Source organism: uncultured Mailhella sp., assembly GCF_963931295.1.
Lineage (GTDB): Bacteria > Desulfobacterota > Desulfovibrionia > Desulfovibrionales > Desulfovibrionaceae > Mailhella.
Genome location: NZ_OZ007001.1, coordinates 1,707,961 through 1,729,773, shown reverse-complemented (window position 1 = coordinate 1,729,773; position 21,813 = coordinate 1,707,961). Strand labels below are relative to the sequence as shown.

At 56.5% G+C, this 21,813-nt stretch carries 13 protein-coding genes, 2 tRNA genes and 3 rRNA genes; 1 reads left to right on the top strand and 17 read right to left on the bottom strand.

Annotated features, from left to right (window positions below):
• Positions 1-19: 19 nt before the first annotated feature.
• The 14 genes from ABGT79_RS07115 to ABGT79_RS07050 form a co-directional block, all read right to left on the bottom strand.
• Positions 20-1,495 carry an SLC13 family permease gene (locus ABGT79_RS07115; protein ID WP_346665612.1) on the bottom strand — a complete coding sequence of 492 codons (1,476 nt, stop codon included), beginning with the start codon at positions 1,493-1,495 and terminating at the stop codon, positions 20-22.
• Between the two features lie 2 nt (positions 1,496-1,497).
• Entirely contained in the window at positions 1,498-2,439 is a 942-nt protein-coding gene (locus tag ABGT79_RS07110; RefSeq protein ID WP_346665611.1) for a LysR family transcriptional regulator, read from the bottom strand.
• Between the two features lie 45 nt (positions 2,440-2,484).
• Positions 2,485-3,213, bottom strand: coding sequence for an amidohydrolase family protein (locus ABGT79_RS07105; RefSeq protein WP_346665610.1), 729 nt, complete (start codon positions 3,211-3,213; stop codon positions 2,485-2,487).
• 331 nt (positions 3,214-3,544) lie between these two features.
• The gene (panF, locus tag ABGT79_RS07100) at positions 3,545-5,014 is read right to left on the bottom strand and encodes a sodium/pantothenate symporter (protein ID WP_346665609.1); all 1,470 of its coding nucleotides are present in this window, start codon (positions 5,012-5,014) and stop codon (positions 3,545-3,547) included.
• Positions 5,011-5,295: a YhdT family protein gene (locus tag ABGT79_RS07095; protein ID WP_294485593.1), complete on the bottom strand. Its 285-nt coding sequence runs from the start codon at positions 5,293-5,295 to the stop codon at positions 5,011-5,013. Before ABGT79_RS07095 ends, panF begins: the two co-directional genes overlap by 4 nt.
• A gap of 31 nt (positions 5,296-5,326) precedes the next feature.
• Entirely contained in the window at positions 5,327-6,295 is a 969-nt protein-coding gene (locus ABGT79_RS07090) for a bile acid:sodium symporter family protein (protein WP_346665608.1), read from the bottom strand.
• Between the two features lie 79 nt (positions 6,296-6,374).
• The gene (gene panD / locus ABGT79_RS07085; RefSeq protein ID WP_346665607.1) at positions 6,375-6,764 is read right to left on the bottom strand and encodes an aspartate 1-decarboxylase; all 390 of its coding nucleotides are present in this window, start codon (positions 6,762-6,764) and stop codon (positions 6,375-6,377) included.
• 3 nt (positions 6,765-6,767) lie between these two features.
• Positions 6,768-7,613 carry a pantoate--beta-alanine ligase gene (gene panC, locus ABGT79_RS07080; protein WP_346665606.1) on the bottom strand — a complete coding sequence of 282 codons (846 nt, stop codon included), beginning with the start codon at positions 7,611-7,613 and terminating at the stop codon, positions 6,768-6,770.
• A 1,300-nt stretch (positions 7,614-8,913) separates the two neighbouring features.
• Positions 8,914-9,028 (bottom strand): 5S ribosomal RNA (gene rrf, locus ABGT79_RS07075).
• A gap of 50 nt (positions 9,029-9,078) precedes the next feature.
• Positions 9,079-11,989: ribosomal RNA gene (locus tag ABGT79_RS07070) — 23S ribosomal RNA — on the bottom strand.
• Positions 11,990-12,129: 140 nt separating this feature from the next.
• A tRNA-Ala gene (locus ABGT79_RS07065) sits at positions 12,130-12,205 on the bottom strand.
• 5 nt (positions 12,206-12,210) lie between these two features.
• Positions 12,211-12,287, bottom strand: a tRNA-Ile gene (locus ABGT79_RS07060).
• Between the two features lie 66 nt (positions 12,288-12,353).
• Positions 12,354-13,901: ribosomal RNA gene (locus ABGT79_RS07055) — 16S ribosomal RNA — on the bottom strand.
• The 16S, 23S and 5S rRNA genes sit together here with 2 tRNA genes alongside, the layout of an rRNA operon.
• 457 nt (positions 13,902-14,358) lie before the next feature.
• Entirely contained in the window at positions 14,359-15,207 is an 849-nt protein-coding gene (locus ABGT79_RS07050; RefSeq protein WP_294489458.1) for a split-Soret cytochrome c, read from the bottom strand.
• Positions 15,208-15,514: 307 nt separating this feature from the next.
• Here ABGT79_RS07050 and ABGT79_RS07045 point away from each other — a divergent pair, with 307 nt between their 5' ends.
• Positions 15,515-17,002 (top strand): aminoacyl-histidine dipeptidase, encoded by a 1,488-nt coding sequence (locus ABGT79_RS07045; RefSeq protein WP_346665605.1) that lies wholly within the window; start codon positions 15,515-15,517, stop codon positions 17,000-17,002.
• A 182-nt stretch (positions 17,003-17,184) separates the two neighbouring features.
• Here the strand turns inward: ABGT79_RS07045 and ABGT79_RS07040 are convergent, their stop codons facing one another.
• From ABGT79_RS07040 to ABGT79_RS07030, 3 genes are all read right to left on the bottom strand, one after another.
• Complete coding sequence (locus ABGT79_RS07040) at positions 17,185-18,552, bottom strand: sodium-dependent transporter (protein ID WP_346665604.1); 1,368 nt, start codon at positions 18,550-18,552, stop codon at positions 17,185-17,187.
• A gap of 85 nt (positions 18,553-18,637) precedes the next feature.
• Positions 18,638-20,002, bottom strand: a complete 1,365-nt coding sequence (locus ABGT79_RS07035; protein ID WP_346665603.1) for a sodium-dependent transporter — start codon at positions 20,000-20,002, stop codon at positions 18,638-18,640.
• A gap of 204 nt (positions 20,003-20,206) precedes the next feature.
• Complete coding sequence (locus ABGT79_RS07030) at positions 20,207-21,574, bottom strand: sodium-dependent transporter (protein WP_346665602.1); 1,368 nt, start codon at positions 21,572-21,574, stop codon at positions 20,207-20,209.
• Between the last annotated feature and the right edge of the window lie 239 nt (positions 21,575-21,813).

The following is a 21,813-nucleotide window of genomic DNA, read 5'->3' as shown; positions in this document are numbered from 1 at the left end:
GCCGCTTCCGGCGTACACGCTACATGCTGAAACCGTACACCATGCCGATGACGGGGAAGCCGAACACGAACAGGAACAGAAGTCCGGCCAGCACGGCAAACGATCCGGCCTTGAAGGCCGTCCGCACGCCTATCCATTCCACGTTCGAGAACATGATGGCCGCGCAGGTGGACGCCGCGGGCGTGGCGTAGGCGCAGGCCGCGGCAATGATGACCAGCACCGTGAGCGCCACGGGATTGAGGCCGAGCATCTGGCTCACCTGATAGCCGATGGGCACGGCGATGAGCACAAGGCTCACGTTGTGCGTGAACTGCGTGGCCACGTTGATGATGAGAGAGAACAGAATCAGGAAGGCCACCACGCTCGTGCCTTCAAGGCTCGAGCTCATGACGGAGGCAAGCCACGCGGTAATGCCCGCCGCGTCGCTGCTCACCGCCGCAGACACGGGAATGGCCGCCGCCGTAATCCAGAACACGTTCCAGTGTATGCCGTCGCGGGCGCAGACGTCGAAATCCAGAATGGGCCGGCCTTCCAGGCGCATGACGCAAAGCGCAATGAGCACCACCGCCACGGCCGAAAGGAAGTTGAACTTGCCGAGCATGCCCAGAGCGCCGGCATTGCCCAGCATAAGGTTGGGAATGAGCATGAGCGCCATGAACACCACCAGCGCGACCGCGGCAACCTTCTCTTTGGTGTTCAGCTTGAGCTCGCGGCGCATGCTTTCCAGATATTCTTCGGAAAGGTTCATGAGCTTGCTCACGTCCGGGCGGAAGATATACTTCATCACCAGGAAATACGCCACGACAAAGAGCAGGCACAGCGGAATGGTCACGGCCATGAAGGTGAGATAGTCAAGTGTCAGCGCGCCCTTGGACGAGGATTCCAGCGCGCCGATGGCCAGAATGCACACGTTGCACCAGGGCTTGCAGCCGAAGGAAAGCACGGCGGTGATGGCCACGCCCGCGCAAAGGAACGCGGGATAGCGTTCGCCCTTCCTGTAGCCCGTTTCCTCAAAAATACTGTACAGCAGGTTCCACACGAGGAAGACCACGGCGTTGCCGTCCACAAGGAAGCTCACCACAAAAGAGCCGATAAGCACCATGAACGTGAACGTCCACGGCCGTCCCACCAGACATTTGCGGCTCAGAAACCAGCTCGACATCTTTCTGTTGATGCCGCTTTTTTCGCAGAACGACGTGAACACCAGCACGAGCAGCATGAAGATGACCAGATGATTGCTGAAGGCGCTGGCAAAGGCGTCCTGAGGGGTTTTGAAGAATCCGCACAGGCCCAGAGAAAAAATGCTCAGCATGCTGGGCCAGATGAAGCCTATAAACGTCCAGCCGTACAGCAGGCCGATGAACACCCCGAGAATGGACATGCCGAACGGCGAAATGCCGTCGAAGGGAATATAATGAAAGCCGAAGGTCAGCAGAAAATATATGACGGTATGAATCCAGTAATTGTCTCTGGATTTCACTGCAGATGCATGCACAATCATGTCTCCTCTTCGTTTCCTCTCGGGAGGAACGAAATAAACGATTTGAGAATCTCTCCAGGCTCTCCGTTCAGAAGATAGCCCGTCACGGCGGTCATGCTTTCTCTGATGTCGATGGTCGTTATTCCCTGAAGGTAGGTCCGGAAGGGTTCGGCGCCGTCAAGGAAGATGTCGTGCAGAAAGCCTATGCCCACGTTGTTGGCTATGGAGTGACTCCAAAGATTCAGCGATGTCGTGGCAAGCACGATGTTGGGCCTGCCGTAGCGGGAAAGCAGAGAATAGAGAGGGGTGTTGCACATTTCGTCGGCCGCCCCGCCTATGATCGGTTCCCGAATGAGCCTGCGCAGAGAAACGGAGCGACGCCGCGCCAGCGGATGCGTCTGCCCCACGCAGGCGTGATACCCGCCCTCGGCCAGAGGGTGGAACGTCAGACGCTCGTCGGCAAGAAACGACGGATCCGGACGCCCCTCCGCGGTGACGGGAACATTAAGAATGCCTATGCTGTATGTGTCCGGTTCCGCGGGACTCAGCATCCGTTCGCGGATGCCGTCGGCGTTGAGCGTTGAGGTCACCACCCGCACGCGCGGATAACGCGCGCAATAACGCTCCACAATGCTGAAAAGCCTTGCCAGATAAAACGCCGTGTTCACGTACACGCGCAGCGTGCCGCGAAGGCAGTCGCCGCTTGCGGACGTGAATCCGGCGGTCAGTTCCCGGTATCGGGGAATGACGTCCGCCGCAAAGGCCAGAAGCTGCCGCCCCTCCGACGTGAGGGCCACGCCCCGCGACGAGCGGCGAAGCAGCGTCACGCCGAGTTCCGCCTCCATGTTTTTGATGGAGGCGCTCAGCGCCTGCTGCGTCATGTGCAGATTTCTGCTGGCGCTGGCCAGAGAACTGTGCTTGGCAACCTCAAGAAACGAAGAAAGCTGTTCCAGTCTCATGGATTCTCCTTTTCCTGCCGGACACCAGCGCTTCGGGAAAAGGAACTACAGCCCGAGAAAACGACGGGCGTTTTCCTCCATGAGGTACGGAAGCCGCTCCGCCCTCACGCCGCAGGAACGACAGTGCCGCTCCGCGTCCGCCATGGAAATGATGGGCGCGGCGGAAGCAAAGATCATTCTGTCGTAAAGCAGTCCGTTGGCCGCCGTAATGTAATCGCTGCTGCCGGGGGCATTGAGCATGTACATATCCGGAGCAATATAGACGTTGCCGCGATTGAATGCAATTTCGCACACTTCCGTCACAAACGGCCAGCCGCCGTGGCTGAGCGCCATGCGCATGCGGGGAAAGGTTCCGGCCACCTTGTCCAGAGCCAGAGGCGTATAGTACTCAAGACCGGGAGTAAAAATGCCGCCGTAGGTGAACACCACGGGCACTCCCGCTTCCTGACAGCGCTCATACAGAGGAAACACCCTGGGATCGTCCACCTTCCAGTGCTCGGGATCAAAGGCGGGCTCCAGCGCAATGCCCGCACAGGGACCGTGGATCACATACCGGTCGAGCTCTTCCATGGCCTCGTCCATGCCCATGAGCGGAGCAATGCCTGCAAGACCGATGAAGCGTCCGGGCCAGCGTTCAAACAGGTCCAGCAAGTCTTCGTTGTTCCCCCCGCATCCCTTGCGGATGGGAACCACGGCCTGCGTCACGTTGCAGCCGTCCATTTCCGCTATGAGATCTTCCATGGAAAAGGTGCGCGCGCAGGGAGAAATATGCATGCCGAAACGCGCCGCACGCTGCGTGACATCCTCAATATTGTTGTAGAACTCTGCCGTCCTATAGCTTGGAATAGGCGGCCTCACCCTGAAATCTATACTCATGATTCCTCCGCATTAACCAATATAATATTTCAGCAATGCCCATACGGAGAAATAAAGTCCAACAAATATTTTTATTAATGATGGAGCAAGCTACAAAAATTATTTGTTGCCGCATAAACCGGAGACGGCATTACAAGAGCCATCCGCAACGCTTTAACGCGCAAGGGGGCGTTTTGCAGCACTCTCTGCAAAACGCCCCCATCCTGACATCCGAAAAAATTTTCGAGAATCAGTCTTCCCAGAACAGCCGCGTCACCTCGTCGGGCACGGCACGACCCCGAAGGTTCCCCAGCCAGAACGCCAGCAGAGAAACAACGCAGGTCGGCACAATAGCGTGTACCCCGCCCAGCGGAACCTTGAACACGGAAAGCAGCACGAACGTCGTCACCCCGATCACCATGGACCAGAGCGCGCCCGACGCGTTGGCCTTCTTCCAGTACATACCGAGCACGATGGGCCAGAGAAACACGGCTTCCAGGCCGCCGAAGGCAAACAGATTGATCCATACCAGAAGATCCGGCGGATCAAACGAGGCGAGAAACACCAGCACGCCCACGGCCAGAGTGCAGCAGAAGCTCATGCGTCCTATTTTCGAGGCCGATATCTTCGACGCGTCGTTCCTGAGCCGATAGCGGATGTAGAGATCCTTGATGATGGACGCCGAAACCAGAAGCAGCATGGTGTCCACCGTGGACATGATGGCCGCAAGCGGACCGGCCACAAACACGCCGGCCCAGAACGGCGGCAGAAGTTCGAGAATGAGCGACGGAATGATGAGATCGCCGGACGTAAGCCCGGGCATGACGGCGCGCCCCAGCACGCCCGACAGATGCATGAACAGCAGCAGAAAGCCGATGATGAGCGTGCCCATGATCATGGCGTCGTGCATGGAGCGCGAATCCTTGTATCCGAAGCAGCGCTGCGTGGTCTGCGGCAGACCGAGAATGCCGAGTCCCACCAGAATCCAGAAGGAAAAGAGCATGGGAGCCGGAATGCTGTCCCCCGCGCCGGAAGGGGAGATCAGGCCGGGATCAATGCCTTTCAGCGTCTGAATGCACTGTTCCATGCCGCCGCCGGCCCGAACCACGGCAAAAAGAATGACCACGGAGGCAATCAGCATGACCACGCCCTGCAAGGCGTCCGTCACGGCCACGGCCCGGAATCCGCCCACGGTGGTGTACAGCACGACCGTGATGCCGAACAGCGCCAGCCCCACTTCATACGGATATCCCGTCACCGCCTGAAACACGCGGGCCCCGCCGATGAACTGCGCAATCATGGACGCCGCAAAAAAGATCAGCACCGCCACGGAACACAGAATGACCACCGCGTCGCTCCGATACCTGGCGTAAAGAAAATCCGTAATGGTCACGGCATGAATGCGACGACCGACCATGGCAAAGCGCTTGCCGAGAACGCCGAGCGTAAGAAACGTGGTGGGCACCTGAATCATGGCCAGAAGCACCCATCCGAGGCCCAGCTTGTAGGCCACGCCGGGGCCGCCCACAAAGCTGCTCGCGCTGGTGTAGCTGGCAATGATGGTCATGGCCAGGACAAAGCCGCCCATGGTTCGGCCGCCTATGAAGTATTCTTCAATAAAACCGCTGCCGTTGCCCTTTCCGGACTGCCGCTGCGCCCACACGGCCAGAAGAATCGTCAGAATCAGATAGCCGACAAGAGGAACAAGAGCCATATTCATGAGCGCTTCTCCTCGTCGATGTTTTCGTCGTTCCTGTTCTCGTCAAGAGGAATGTCGGCAAAAAAGCGCCGGACCACGATCCACAAAATCAGCGTCATGACGGGATACCCAAGCACGCAGCTGTAAAAAAACCATGCCGGCAGACCGAACACATAGCTGTATTCCTCCGGGTCGCCCGAGCCGAGGCCAAAGGCAAACGCCGTCCACCACACGAAAAAAAAGATGTAAAGACCAAACGTAATCAAGGCTTCCCGGTCGGCCTGTCTGAACGCTCCGCGCATATGTCAATCCTCTGTCGCAGTGTTCCCTGAATCATGACGCGTCTGCCGCGTCGGAAAGAAGTTCGTCGTCATTCCGCGCTCTTCGCCTCCAGGCCGCAAAAAGAGCGCCGGAAATATTCTGCCACGCGCTGAACAGCGCCCCCGGCAGCGTGGCCAGAGGAAAGCCGGCAAAATTCGCCGCCGCCAGCGCCACGGCCAGTCCGCTGTTCTGCATGCCTACTTCCACGGCCACGGCCGTTCTTCCGGCGTAGTTCATGCCGAAAAGCGCGGCTATGCCGAGTCCGAGCAGCAGCCCTGCTCCATTATGCAGGAAGACCAGCAAAAGCACCAGCAGGCCGCTCTCGGCAATTTTGTCCGCATTGACGGCGACAATGCCGCCCACAATGAGCACAATGCCGATCACGGAAACCAGAGGGCAGAAGTCCACGCATCGGCGCACCAGCCCCCACGCCGCCTTCCGCAAAAGCAGGCCCGCCAGCACGGGAACCAGAACCATGTTCAGAACCGAGGCCATCATGGCCGGAAAGGACACGTCCACCCGGCTCCCGGCAAGCAGATAGACCAGAAGCGGCGTCAGCACGGGCGCAAGAAGCGTGGATACCACCGTCATGCTCACCGAAAGCGCCACGTCGCCGCGCGCAAGGTACGTGATGACGTTGCTGGCCGTTCCTCCCGGCGCGCACCCCACAAGAATGACCCCGAGGGCCAGTTCCGGCTCCAACGAAAAAAGTTCCGTCAGCCCCCAGGCCAGCAGGGGCATCACGCAAAACTGCGCCGCACAGCCCGCCGCCAAAGCTCCGGGGCGCTGCCACACGGCCCGAAAATTCTCCGGACTTATGGAAAGCCCCATGCCGAACATGATGACGGCAAGAAAAAGCGACGTGTGCGGCACAGTCCAGGCAAACAGCGGGGGATACATCCAGGCCAGAGCGGAACAGAACAGTATGAGAACGCCTATATGTCGGGCCAGCAGCATGCTGAGCCGCCTGAAAAACAACATGTGTCATCTCCATAAAAGGATAAGGACAAGGCCGGACATGTTCGGCAGAATGTCCGGCCTTGTCCTTAGGGCAGATCAGTTACACGTCCGCAAGACTGCCGTGCTTTTCATAGTCGGCGACACGGACCACCCTGTTGAGCGGATCCACGAAAACGACCTTCGGCCTGAAGGCACGAACCTCTTCCGGCTGCATGAGCGCATAGGCCATGATGATGACCATATCTCCCGGCTGCACCAGCCGCGCAGCCGCACCGTTCAGACATACCACCCCGCTGTTCCGCTCACCGGCAATGGCATAGGTTTCAAGGCGCTGTCCGTTGTTCACGTCGACGACCTGCACCCTTTCGTATTCCTGAATGCCTGCCGCCTCCATAAGCTGCTCGTCGATGGTGATGCTGCCCACGTAATCAAGCTCAGCCTGCGTCACCACCGCCCGATGAATTTTGCCTTTCAGCATCGTCAGCAGCATGTTCTAGCCTTCAAAAACAACGTTGTCGATGAGGCGGGTTTTGCCGATGTACACGGCAATGGCGCAAAGCACCGGCCCCCGGATTTCAGCCACGGGCTGCATGGAAGAGGCGTCCACCATTTCCACATAGTCGATACGGGCCAGGGGCTCGCCCTCCAACATCTTCCGCATGGCGAAAAGCACCATCTCGGCACGGCGTTCTCCCTGCTCCATCATGGTTCTGCCGAGGGTCACGGCGCGGCTCAGCACGACGGCCGCCTGCCGCTCTTCCGCATTGAGGTAGGTGTTGCGGGAGCTTCTGGCCAGCCCATCCGCCTCGCGCACAATGGGGCAGCCGATGATCTCCACATCAAAGTTGAGATCGCGGACCATGCGACGAATGACGGCAAGCTGCTGGGCGTCCTTCTGCCCGAAATACGCCCTGTCGGGAGCAACAATATTAAAAAGCTTGCTCACCACCGTACACACGCCGCGAAAATGGCCGGGACGACTCTTGCCGCACAGACCCTCCGTCAGGCCGGTCATGTCGACCCAGGTGCAGAAATCGGACGCGTACATATCCTCGGGGCGGGGATGAAAAATCAGATGCGCTCCGGCAGCCTCGCAAAGGCGGCTGTCCGCATCAATATCGCGGGGATAGCTGTCGAGATCCTCATGAGGACCGAACTGCGTGGGATTGACGAAATCGCTGACCACGACGCGATCATTTTCCGCGACCGCCCGCACAATAAGACTCTTATGCCCCTCATGAAGATACCCCATGGTGGGAACAAGGCCGACGCTCAGGCCCAGACGACGCCATTCTTTGACCTGCGCTCTGACTTCGACGACAGAAGAAACGATGTTCATAACCGCTCCCGATATGCTTTTGTATTGAAGCCGACTCCACGCCGACTGCAGTGAACAGGCGAAGACGACGCTATGCATGAACCTCTGTAAAACACATGGAACGCCGGACTTCAGGCCCGAAATGCCGCAAACTCTTTCCGTCTGCACGAGGCAAGGCCTCGTCATGAAAACGGTATGGAAGGTGACGTTAGTCAAAAAAACAAATAATGGCAACCAGATCGACTTTTGTCGCCGCCAGGATACCCTCTGCGTCCACAACATTCCCCAAAGAAAAAAATTGGCATGACAAAAGACCGCACCTCGTGTTTTATTGCTCTCTTTTTCGGAGAGCTCAAAGCCTGATGCTCTTTTATGGAGTTTCCGGCAGAGAACACCGCAGATTTTTTATGGCGCATTACCGTATGTCACGGAAGGATTGAATCTGCGCTGCCGAAGGCTCCTGTCGCTTTCACGAGTACAATATTTCCAGAAAACATGTCCCGGCCATGCCTCGCCTGCACAAGATGTGCAACGTCTCCGATTAAGGTTGCTTCATCCAGCCAGAGCCGCCGCTGAAGGCAATTTTTTTTTCGTTCACTTCCACCCCCTCTCAAGGATTCAGCACAGGTTTGGGAGAAAAACTCTCCCCAGCCTCAAAAAAAATCAAAGAGAGCATCCCCCGAAGCAGCGAGCCCTTCCTCGCCTGCTGATCCTCAACGTCAGGCGGCGGCACTCCATCGCCGACACTCCGCTGCAACGGGGAAAAGAGAAAAAATATTTTTCGCCGAAGAAACAACAAACTGCAAAGCGTCAGGACTGCGCCTGCACGGCAATGCTGTTTTGATGGTCAAACTCCTTCTGTCCTCCGCCTTCCTCTGAAAATTTCGTCCGGCCGACTCTGCCGCTGCGATGTTTTTCTTTTGAAGGATCTTCCGCCTGAAAAAATGCAGCCCGGCCAGGCCAGCAGGGCGCGAGCGGCAACAGGCATCTTTCCAGACAGGAAAGCCCGATGTTGCGGGATGATCCTCGATTTTCCTCTACAAACCTCCTCCCGCAGCTTTGCCGCCGCGGTATTTTCCTTTTCAGTCGCTTCCCGTATTGCGGAGGCTCCTCGATCTGCCTCTGAAAAGTTCCTGCCCGTCAGGGCAGACGCTGCGGAAATTTTCTTTGCTGCTCTCCTCCGCCGCCTCAGCCATCCGAAGGAATTAAAACAAAAAGGGAAGGAACCCCGGAGCGGGTCTTCCTTCCCTCAAGATACATTCTGCAAGCGCAGGTCGTTAAACGACGAAAGGCTCCTGAACAGGAGCCTTTCTAAAGATAACCTTGGCATCGGCCTACTTTCCCACGTAAAGGTGCGCAGTATCATGGGCGATGAAGCGCTTAACTTCCGAGTTCGGAATGGGATCGGGTGTACCCGCTTCTCTATGGACACCAAGGAAATTTTTCAAAATATATAATTGACAGGGAATGAAGAGAGGTTTGAGAGAAAAACAAGCCTCACGGGCTATTAGTATCGGTCAGCTGAGCGTCTCACAACGCTTACACCTCCGACCTATCAACCGGATCGTCTATCCGGGCCCTTCAGGTCTTGCGACAGGGAATACTTATCTTAAGGCAGGCTTCCCGCTTAGATGCTTTCAGCGGTTATCCCTTCCATACATAGCTACCCTGCTATGCTCTTGGCAGAACAACAGGTTCACCAGTGGTATGTCCATCCCGGTCCTCTCGTACTAGGGACAGGCCCTTTCAATATTCCTCCGCCCACAGAAGATAGGGACCAAACTGTCTCACGACGTTTTAAACCCAGCTCGCGTACCACTTTAAACGGCGAACAGCCGTACCCTTGGGACCTGCTCCAGCCCCAGGATGTGATGAGCCGACATCGAGGTGCCAAACCGCATCGTCGATATGAACTCTTGGATGCGATCAGCCTGTTATCCCCGGCGTACCTTTTATCCAATGAGCGATGGCCCTTCCATACGGGACCACCGGATCACTAACGCCAACTTTCGTTTCTGCTCGAGATGTCTCTCTTGCAGTCAAGCTCCCTTATGCGTTTGCACTCGACGGCTGGTTTCCGAACAGCCTGAGGGAACCTTTGCGTGCCTCCGTTACAATTTAGGAGGCGACCGCCCCAGTCAAACTACCCACCAGACACTGTCTTCCAGCAGGATAACTGCATGGAGTTAGGATCTTAGACATACAAGGGTGGTATTTCAACAGTGCCTCCCCCCATACTGGCGTACAGGGTTCACAGGCTCCCACCTATCCTACACATGTAGGGCCAAAATCCAATGTCAAGCTATAGTAAAGGTGCACAGGGTCTTTCCGTCTTTCTGCGGGTACACGGCATTTTCACCGCGACTTCAATTTCACCGAGCTTCTGGCCGAGACAGTGTGGAGATCGTTACGCCATTCGTGCAGGTCGGAACTTACCCGACAAGGAATTTCGCTACCTTAGGACCGTTATAGTTACGGCCGCCGTTTACCGGGGCTTCAATTCAAGGCTTCGCTTGCGCTGACCTCTCCTTTTAACCTTCCGGCACCGGGCAGGCGTCAGTCCGTATACGTCGTCTTGCGACTTCGCACAGACCTATGTTTTTAGTAAACAGTCGCCACCACCAATTCACTGCGGCTCCCTCGTGCTTGCATAGTAAATAAACTCACACAGAGGAGCACCCCTTCTTCCGAAGTTACGGGGTCATTTTGCCGAGTTCCTTAGCCAGAATTCTCTCGAGCGCCTTGGATTATTCATCCCACCCACCTGAGTTGGTTTCGAGTACGGTTCACATGGACTAAACTTAGAAGCTTTTCTTGGCAGTGTAGACTCAATGACTTCCGCCTTGCGGCTCGGACTCGCGTCTCGGATAAGCGAAACGGATTTGCCTGCTTCGCACTCCTACACGCTTGCACCGGGATATCCAACACCCGGATCACCTATCTTGCTGCGTCCCTCCATCGCACATCCATGCAAGTACGGGAATATTAACCCGTTTTCCATCAGATACGGCTTTCGCCCTCTCCTTAGGGACCGACTAACCCTGGGAAGATTAACTTTACCCAGGAAACCTTGGGTTTTCGGCGAACAGGTTTTTCACCTGTTTTATCGTTACTCATGTCAGCATAATCACTTCTCAACAGTCCACCATGGTTTTCACCACAGCTTCAGCCCGTTGAGAACGCTCCCCTACCAGATGCCATAAAGGCAAATCCGAAGCTTCGGCTCCATACTTAGCCCCGTTACATTTTCGGCGCAGAATCATTAGACCAGTGAGCTATTACGCTTTCTTTAAACGATGGCTGCTTCTAAGCCAACGTCCTGGCTGTCTAAACAACTCCACCACCTTCACCACTGAGTATGGAATTGGAGGCCTTAGCTGTCGATCTGGGCTCTTACCCTTTTGACGACGGACCTTAGCACCCGCCGTCTGACTCCCAGGGTACATTTATTCGGCATTCAGAGTTTGATAAGGTTTGGTAATCTGGTAGGACCCCTAGCCTTGTCAGTGCTTTACCTCCGATAAACAATCCCTGAGGCTATACCTCAATATATTTCGGGGAGAACCAGCTATCACCGGGTTTGATTGGCCTTTCACCCCTATCCACAAGTCATCCAAATCGTTTTCAGCCGATACTGGTTCGGTCCTCCACAAGGCTTTACCCTTGCTTCAACCTGCTCATGGATAGATCACCCGGTTTCGGGTCTAATCCGCTGTACTGTGCGCCCTGTTCAGACTCGCTTTCGCTTCGGCTCCGCTCTCGCTTAACCTTGCACAACAGATTAACTCGCTGACTCATTATGCAAAAGGCACATGGTCACAGTCGTTAAAACTGCTCCCACAGCTTGTAAGCAACAGGTTTCAGATTCTATTTCACTCCCCTAACAGGGGTTCTTTTCACCTTTCCCTCACGGTACTGATTCACTATCGGTCGCTGGATCGTACTTAGGCTTGGAAGATGGTCCTCCCGGATTCCCACGAGGTTTCACGTGCCTCGCAGTACTCAGGTACCGCCTGCGCTCTTTTCGGTTTCGGATACGGGACTGTCACCCGCTGTGGTGTGGCTTTCCAGCCAGCTTCTCCTGCCTACTCCGAGATCACGTACGGCGGCCCTACAACCCCGCACAGTCGAAACTGCACGGTTTGGCCTCTTCCCATTTCGCTCGCCGCTACTTTGGGAGTCTCGTTTGATTTCTTTTCCTCTGGGTACTGAGATGTTTCACTTCCCCAGGTTAGCTCCTCAATAGAGGTACTGGAACTGCTTCCAGTGGGTTGCCCCATTCAGAGATCCACGGATCAAAGGATATTTAGCTCCTCCCCGAGGCTTATCGCAGCTTATCACGTCTTTCATCGCCTTCAGCGCCAAGGCATCCGCCCGTTGCTCTTACTAACTTGTTTTTCTCGAAAAAAACCTCTCATCATTTCCCTGTTCAATTGTCAAAGAACTTACTGCCTTTCGCGGCAGCAGCCGGGCTGAATCCCGGTTCGAAATCTTCAGTTTCCTGAAGCCTTCTCTCAAGATTCAACCTACGTATGTCTGGTGGAGGCGGACAGAATCGAACTGACGACCCTCTGCTTGCAAAGCAGATGCTCTCCCAACTGAGCTACGCCCCCGATAATGGTGGGCCTGGAAAGACTTGAACTTTCGACCTCACGCTTATCAGGCGTGCGCTCTAACCACCTGAGCTACAGGCCCTGACATACTCACTTTCAAAGAACTCTCCGGTTCCTTGCAAGTAAAGAGCGAGTTGGGATTTCTCTAAAAGGAGGTGATCCAGCCGCAGGTTCCCCTACGGCTGCCTTGTTACGACTTCACCCCAATTATCGGGCCTACCGTAGACGGCTGCTCCTATTGCTAGTTAGCTCACCGGCTTCGGGTAAAACCGACTTTCGTGGTGTGACGGGCGGTGTGTACAAGGCCCGGGAACGCATTCACCCTGGCATGCTGATCCAGAATTACTAGCGATTCCGACTTCGAGGAGTCGAGTTGCAGACTCCTGTCCGGACTGGGACGCATTTTTTGAGATTGGCTCCACCTCACGGTCTCGCTTCCCTTTGTATGCGCCATTGTAGTACGTGTGTAGCCCCAGGCGTAAGGGCCATGATGACTTGACGTCGTCCCCACCTTCCTCTCCGTTAACCGAAGCGGTCTCCTTAGAGTGCCCAGCTTTACCTGATGGCAACTAAGGACAGGGGTTGCGCTCGTTGCGGGACTTAACCCAACACCTCACGGCACGAGCTGACGACAGCCATGCAGCACCTGTCTTAGGGTTCTCCGAAGAGCACCCTCTACTTTCATAGAGGCTCCCTAGATGTCAAGCCTGGGTAAGGTTCTTCGCGTTGCATCGAATTAAACCACATACTCCACCGCTTGTGCGGGCCCCCGTCAATTTCTTTGAGTTTCAGCCTTGCGACCGTACTCCCCAGGCGGGATACTTATTGCGTTAGCTGCGTCACCGAGTCATACAACCCGACAACTAGTATCCATCGTTTACAGCGTGGACTACCAGGGTATCTAATCCTGTTTGCTACCCACGCTTTCGCATCTCAGCGTCAGTTACGAGCCAGATAGCCGCCTTCGCCACTGATGTTCTTCCAGATATCTACGGATTTCACTCCTACACCTGGAATTCCGCTATCCTCTCTCGCACTCCAGTTTGGTAGTTTTGAAGGCAGTTCCACGGTTGAGCCGTGGGATTTCACCTCCAACTTGCCATACAGCCTACACGCGCTTTACGCCCAGTAATTCCGATTAACGCTTGCACCCTCCGTATTACCGCGGCTGCTGGCACGGAGTTAGCCGGTGCTTCCTTTGAAGGTACCGTCAGGGCATTGCTGATTAGCACAATGCTTATTCTTCCCTTCTGACAGAGGTTTACGATCCGAAGACCTTCATCCCTCACGCGGCGTCGCTGCGTCAGGCTTTCGCCCATTGCGCAATATTCCCCACTGCTGCCTCCCGTAGGAGTTTGGACCGTGTTCCAGTTCCAATGTGGCTGATCATCCTCTTAGACCAGCTACCCATCGTCGCCTTGGTGGGCCGTTACCTCACCAACTAGCTAATGGGACGCGGACTCATCGAAAAGCGGAAGCATATGCAGAGGCCCCCTTTCCTTCATAGATAAATATGAAGCGTATGCGGTATTAGCAGCCGTTTCCAGCTGTTATTCCTCACTTCCCGGTAGATTATCCACGTGTTACTCACCCGTGCGCCACTTTACTCGGGTCCGAAGACCCTTTCACGTACGACTTGCATGTGTTAGGCACGCCGCCAGCGTTCAATCTGAGCCAGAATCAAACTCTCCAGTTGAAAAGTATTTGATTCAGAGAACATAAAGTTCTCAAATCGAACTCAAAGCTCTATTTCCCAACTCGCTCTTCACTTGTCAAAGAACCGTGCCGCTCACTCGCGGCGGTGTTGCTTTATGCAACTTTTCGTTTCACCTGTCAACAACTTTTTTCAAGTTTTTTTTCAGGCGGCGCTTTCGGCGGGGCGCTCGTTTGAGCCGCTGTGCCTCAGCGTGTTTTCGAGTTATGCCCATTTACTCACGACTTGTCAAACACTTTTTTGCGATTTTTTCATTCTTTTTTCATTTTTATATTTAATATGCTGATTACATTCTTTTTTTTATCAATCCAAACGGCTTCGTCAGGCTTTCCGCGGCAATTCCTGCCGCAACCGTCCGAAAAACACTTTTTTATAAAAAAGAGGAGGGGGATTCGGCCCCCTCCTTTTCCTCATCAATATGGAATGAGCCTTTCCCGATTTACGGATGGTTGTGGAACTTGTCCGCCGTGGCTTCGGAACCGCTGTGGCAGGGAGTGCAGTCCATGTTGCCCTTCTGGATGTCGGACATCTTGCCCTTGCCGTGGCAGGTGGTGCAGCCGGTCACGGATTCCTGCTTGCCGAGCGCGCCCTTCCATTCCTTGCCGGCTTCGATCTTGGCGTTGAGAATCTCAATGGCCTTGCGGCTCACGTCGGCCGTGATGCGGCCGCAGCGTTCGCTGCGTTCCGTGCTGTTGGCCGCCAGCTTGGTGGCGTGCGACCAGCGGGAAACCGACACATGGCAGAGCACGGAATGCGACACGCTGGTGGGCAGATCGCCCTTCACGCCCTGGGCGGCGTCGCCGGGATTGTAGATGGGGAAGGCCGTCTGTTCATACCAGCGGAACAGCTCGTTCACCATGGGAGTGGCTTCCTTGCGCGGATAGAACACCGAGAAGGCCATGGCCGCGCCGGCAAGCGCGCCGCAGATGGTGCCCCAGTCGGACATGCCGCCCTTGAATCCTTCCATCATGGTGAAGGGGAAGGTGTTGTAGGGAGCGCCGTACTTTTCCGCCATGGTGCCGATGATGCTGTAGAACACGCCGTAGCCGCAGCCGTAACCCTTATACCAGTAGCCCTGATAGGCCACGGAAGCCGCAGCGGCGATGTCGTCGATCTTTTTCGGGGTCCAGCCGAACTCTCCGCCCATCTGCGCAAAGTGTCCGTTTTTGCCGGCGGACATGGCAGGAGCGGCAGGAGCCGCGATAACGGTACCGGACATGGCGGCAAGGGAACCACCAACGGCAAGACCACCCATAACGCCCAGCATGGCTCTTCTGCTGTATTCCATAATATTCTCCGAGGTAGAATAAATAATACACGTAAACCTGATTCCGTCTGAAAAAGGCATACGTCGGTACTATGTGATTAATAGAACATTATGTCAATCAGTCGGCGGGAAATTAAAAAATCCTGCATATTTCTTCTCTTATTTTCCCGGCATCGCATGCGCCGCAGCGCTTTTTCAAGCGTCTCCCGCGTCGATCCGAAGAGCCGGTTGCACCCGGCGGACTTCTTGAGTAAACCGGAACGGCGCGCCCTTGCGGGCTCGCATCCTCCCAGGCATTTCAACGACATGGAAAATACAGGAGCAAGTTATGAACAACGCCTCCAGCACCGACAAGCCCTATCTCGGCTGGTTTGCCAAGATCTGCAGCATTCCTCATGAATCAAAGCACGAGCGTCAGCTCAGCGACTATCTCGTGACCTTCGCCAACGAGCGCGGCCTCGCCGTCAGGCAGGACGAAGCAGGCAACATTCTCATCCGCAAGCCCGGCACGCCCGGTCTGGAACAGGCTCCCGCCGTGGTTCTTCAGGGACACATGGACATGGTGTGCGTGAAGGACAACGGCCTCGACTTCGATTTTGCCAAGGATCCGCTGAAGCTCGTGTTCGACGGCGACAGCCTGCACGCCGACGGCACCTCGCTGGGCGCGGACAACGGCATAGCGCTCGCCTACATGCTCGCGCTGCTGGATTCCAGGGACATTCCGCATCCTCCGCTCGAAGCCGTGGTCACCGTGGATGAAGAAGTGGGCATGGGCGGAGCCACGGTGTTCGACGCCTCGCAGGTGACGGCCTCCATGTTCATCAACATGGACTCCGAAGAAGAAGGCGTGTTCTGCGTGAGCTGCGCCGGCGGAAGAAGAAGCAGAATGCACATTCCCGCCGCGTTTGAAGACGCGGCCGCCGTTCCCGAACGCAGCGCCTTCCGCTTTTTCCGCATCACCGTGGGCGGCCTGGCGGGCGGACACTCGGGCCTCGAAATCCACAAGGAGCGCGGCAACAGCAACAAGCTGCTGGCCAGAGTGCTCGACGACCTCATGCAGGCCTTCCCCTGCCGTCTGGCGTCCATCCACGGCGGCACGGCGGCCAACGCCATTCCCAAGGAGAGCTCGGCCGTGGTGTTCATCCGCGCCGACGAAGATGCGCTGCGCAGCCGTCTTGACGACTGGGCCGACGTTTTCCGCCACGAACTGCGGGGAGCCGACGGCGCAGGTCTGCACATCACCCTGGAGAACGCGGAAGGCGGCAGGATCATGACCGAAGAAAGCGCCGGACGCATTCTTGACGCCGCGCTGCTGATTCCCACCGGCATCGCCTCCATGGACATGACCATCACCTCGCAGCGTCTGGTGGAAAGCTCCAACAACTTTGCCGTGATGCTCATGGAAGAGAACGGCGTGGTCTTCCAGTGCCAGACCAGAAGTTCCTCCGCCAGCCGCAAGGAGGCCCTCTGCCGTCAGATCGACGTGCTCGGCGCCATGGTGGGCGCAACCGTGGAACATTCCGGCGACTATCCGGCCTGGGAATACAATCCCGATTCCCGCCTGCAGCCGCTGTTTGAACAGACCTACCGCGATCTCTTCCACAAGGACGCCAGAGTGGAAGGCATTCACGCCGGTCTGGAATGCGGCCTGTTCTCCGAAAAGTTCAAGAAGCTCGGACACCCCATGGACTTTCTCTCCTTCGGGCCGGAAGTCACGGGCGCGCATTCCACCAAGGAAACGCTCAACCTTCCTTCTGCTGAACGGGCCTGGCGTCTGCTGCTTGAGGTTCTGCGCCGCATAGGCGAGCAGGCCTGACGACTGCGCGCGTCGATTTCAGACGGGGCGAAGCGCCGGAGATGACGAAAATCCGGCGTTGCCGCGCAAACCGAAGCGACGCCGCAGAAAACATTCCCAGCTCCGGGGCACGCCCGTCATAGAGAAGGCCGCGTCCGTAAGACGCGGCCTTCTCGTTATTGCAGAGGTTCAGAGAGACGACATCAGGAAAAGAATTTCTGAATATATCCCTGCACAAACACCAGCGCCACCACAAGAGGCAGAATCCACGTCAGGTAGAAGCGCAGGAACTTGGGAAACTTCACGCCGCGGCCGGCGTCGGTTTCAGCCATGAACTTGTCCCAGCCCCAGCCGAACTTGTGACAGCAGAACAGCATGAAGGTGATGGCGCCTATGGACAGCAGATTGTTGCTGAGAATGAAGTCTTCCAGATCCATGAGCGTGCTGCCCTTGCCCAGCGGCTGAATGCCGGAGAGCACGTTGAAGCCGAGCACGCAGGGCAGAGTCAGCAGTGTGAGCGCCACGCCGTTCACCACCGTGGACTTGCGGCGCGACCATTTCCACACGTCCATGCTGTAGGAAATGATGTTCTCGATGACAGTGATGACCGTAGTCAGCGCGGCCACGCTCATGAACACGAAGAACAACGTGCCCCAGAAGCGTCCGCCGGACATGGAATTGAACACGTTGGGCAGCGTGATGAAAATCAGGCCGGGGCCGGAATCGGGTTCCACGCCGAAGGCGAAGCAGGCCGGGAAAATGATGAATCCCGACATCATGGCCACAAAGGTGTCCAGACAGACGATCCAGATGGATTCCTGCGTGATGGTGTACTCGCGCCCCAGATAGCTGCCGAAAATGCACATGGAGCCGATGCCGAGTCCCAGCGTGAAGAAGGCCTGATTCATGGCGTCGTTGAGCAGGCTCCAGATGCCGGCGTTCACGGCGCGCTCCCAGTCGAGAGCAAGGTAGAAGGTCAGTCCGTCCATCGCTCCGGGCAGTGTCACGGCGCGAAGAGCGAGTCCCAGCATGATGACGAGAAGTCCGGTCATCATGAGCTTGACCACGCGCTCCACGCCCCGGCGCAGACCGAAGCCACAGACGATGAAGCAGAGTATGGACGTCAGAAACGCCCAGAAGATCATTCCCGCAGGATCGGCGAGCATGGTTCCGAAGGCGGCGGGCATATCGCCGGGCGCGAGGGCGAGCTGTCCCGTTGCCGTTCTCCACACGTAAAAGAGCATCCATCCGGCCACGGGAATATAGAACATCATGAGCAGGTAGCTGCCCACAATGCTGAGCCAGCCCATGCGATGCCAGTGCGTTCCTCTGGGTTCCAGCACGCGCAGCGCGTTGCCGAGGTTCTGCTGCGAGGCGCGTCCCACGGAAAATTCCATGATGAGCAGAGGCAGCGCCAGCATGAGCAGAAAGAACAGGTACGCGACCACGAACACGGCGCCGCCGTACTTGCCCGTAATGTAGGGGAATCTCCACACGTTGCCCAGGCCGATGGCGCATCCGGCGGAAACAAAAAGAAAGCCGATGCGGCTGGCCATTTTTTCTCGTTGCATGACGTACTCCAGAGACGGAAAACAAAGGCGGCGCGCGCCTCGCCGCAGCAAGGCGCGCGCCGGAAAAGGTTTGCAGAAAAAAGGATCAGAAGAACTTCTGAATGTAGCCTTCCACAAAAATGACCAGAAGCACAACGGGCAGTATCCAGGTCAGGTAGAAGCGCAGGAACTTGGGAAACTTCATGCCTGCGCCGGTGTCGGCTTCGGCAATGAACTTGTCCCAGCCCCAGCCGTAGCGCTGGCAGCAGAACAGGCAGAAAATGAGCGAGCCGAGCGGCAGCAGGTTGTTGCTGATGACGAAGTCCTCAAGATCCATGATGGTGGAACCCTGACCGAGGGGCTGAATGTCCGACCAGATGTTGAAGCCGAAAATGCAGGGCAGGGTGCAGAGCGTAAGCACCACGCAGTTGATCTTCACGGCCTTCTTTCTCGTCCACTCGTAGGTGTCCATGAAGTGGGAGATGATGTTTTCCATTACGGCGATGACCGTGGTGAGCGCAGCCGCGCTCATGAACACGAAGAACAGCGCGCCCCAGAAGCGGCCGCCGGCCATGTTGTTGAAGATGTTGGGCAGCGTGATGAAGATGAGGCCGGGGCCGGCGTCGGGCTGCACGCCGAAGGCGAAGCACGCCGGGAAAATGATGAGGCCCGACATGAACGCCACGAAGGTGTCCAGAGAAACGATGAACACCGATTCCTTGGTCAGGGCGTTGTCCCGGTTGAGATAGCTGCCGAAAATGCACATGGCGCCGATGCCGATGCTCAGGGTGAAGAAGGCCTGATTCATGGCGTCGTTGAGAAGCGACATGATGCCGGCGTCCATGGCGCGCTGAAGGTCGGGCACGAGATAGAAGGCAACGCCCTTCATGCTGCCGGGCAGAGTGAGGGAATGCACGGCAAGGCCGACGACGATGACGAGCAGTCCGCCCATCATGATTTTGACCACGCGCTCCACGCCCTTCTGAAGCCCGAGCGCGCACACGCCGAAGCATCCGAGGGAGGCGACAAGCGTCCAGAAAAGCATGATGCCCGGACTGGCAAGCAGATTGGAAAAGACTCCCGGCACCTGATCCACGGGAACGGAAAGCGTGCCCGTCACGGTGGCCCAGCAGTAATACATCATCCATCCGGCCACGGGAATGTAGAACATCATGAGCGCGTAGGAGCCTATGATGCTGAAACAGCCGAAATAGCTCCATTTGGAACCGGGCTTGAGTTCACGAAAGGCGCGGGACATGTTTCGCCTGGAAGCGCGCCCGACGGTGAATTCCATGATGAGAATGGGCAGCCCCATGCCGAGAAGAAACACAAGATAGGCGACAAGAAAAACAGCGCCGCCGTATTTGCCCGTAATAAAAGGAAAACGCCATACATTGCCGAGTCCGATGGCACAACCGGCGGAAAGGAAAAGAAAACCCAGCCGACTGGCGAGCTGTTCTCGTTGAGCCATAGTATATTTCTCCTTGGCGGAAATCTTTTTTCTTCATATATGTGAAACAGGACGGCCCGGCAACCGGAAAAAACCGGCTTCCGCGGCCGCCTCCTCTTCACAAAGGCTCCGACTCCCGCCGAAAAAACGACGGAAAATCGTCGGGATGCGTCGTCTTTCCGTTTTTTGAAACAGTCTTACAAATTCGTTAAAATTCTTCCGAAATTAAAAGAACTTCTGAATGTATCCCTGCGCGAAGATGAAAAGAAACACCACCGGCAGAACCCAGGTCAGATAGAAGCGCAGAAACTTGGGGAACTTCATGCCCCGACCCGTGTCGGCCTCGGCAATAAAGTTGTCCCAGCCCCAGCCGTAGCGGTGACAGCAGAACAGCATGAACAGGAACGAACCCAGCGGAAGAATGTTGTTGCTGATGATGAAGTCTTCAAGATCAAGCACCGCGCTGCCGGGGCCGAAGGGCTGGAAGTCGGACCAGACATTGAAGCCGAGAATGCAGGGCAGAGTGAGCAGGGTGAGCACCACGAAATTGATGATGGTGGACTTTTTGCGCGACCAGCCGTAGCCGTCCATGAAAAACGCAATGATGTTTTCGAGCACCGCAATGACCGTGGTGAGCGCGGCCGCACTCATGAACACGAAGAACAAAAAGCCCCAGAAGCGGCCGCCGGTCATGTTGTTGAAGATGTTGGGCAGGGTGATGAAAATGAGACCGGGCCCGGCGTCCGGCGTCACGCCGAAGGCGAAGCAGGCGGGGAAGATGATGAGCCCGGCGGTCAGGGCCACAAAGGTGTCCAGCGCCACGATGAGCACGGATTCCTGCGTAAGCGAGCGATCCTTCTTCAGGTAGCTGCCGAAAATGCACATGCTGCCCATGCCCACGCTCAGGGTGAAGAAGGCCTGATTCATGGCGTCGTTCACCAGAGCGAGAAAGCCCGCGTCCACGGCGCGTCCGAGATCGGGCTTGAGATAGAATTCCAGCCCCTTGGAGCCGCCTTCCAGAAAACAGGAGTGCAGGGCGAGCCCCAGCATGATGACAAGCAGCCCCAGCATCATGACCTTGACCACGCGCTCCACGCCCCGCTGCAGGCCCTGTCCGCAGATCGCGAAGCACGACGCGGACACCACTACGGTCCAGAACAGCAGCAGCCAGGGATCGGCAAGCATGCCGCCGAACACCGCCGGAACCTGCTCCGTGGGAACATCCAGACGGCCGGACAGCATGAACCAGCAGTAGCAGAGCATCCAGCCGGCAATGGGAATGTAGAACATCATCAGAAGATAGTTGCCTATGGGGCTCATGATGCCGAACCTGTGCCACCAGCTGCCCCGGGGCTCAAGCCTGGCCAGCGCGTGGGCCATGTTGCGCTGCGTGGCGCGCCCCACGGAAAATTCCATGACCAGCACGGGAAGCCCCACGAAGATCAGGAAAAGCAGATAAACCACAAGAAAGACAGCGCCGCCGTACTTGCCCGTAATATACGGAAAGCGCCATACGTTGCCGAGCCCGATGGCGCACCCGGCCGAAAGAAGCAGAAACCCCAGTCTGCTGGCAAGTTGTTCACGCTGAGCCATGTTCAGTTCTCCTGAAGAAGATGATTTCTTCTAGGTATAGGATAAAACTCACGGGCCCGGCAACCGAAAATGTTCTCTTTTTCCCTTCAGAGGCATGCTTGCGCTGCCGGCGCTCCTGTACTACAGCTTTGCACAGGCAGGCGGCGGAAAAACGTCGGCCCTTCGTGTTGCGTTTACCATCGCCGCAGTGTTGCCGCAGTCAAGACAAAAGGACAGGTAACGAGCTCGAAAAAAACGCA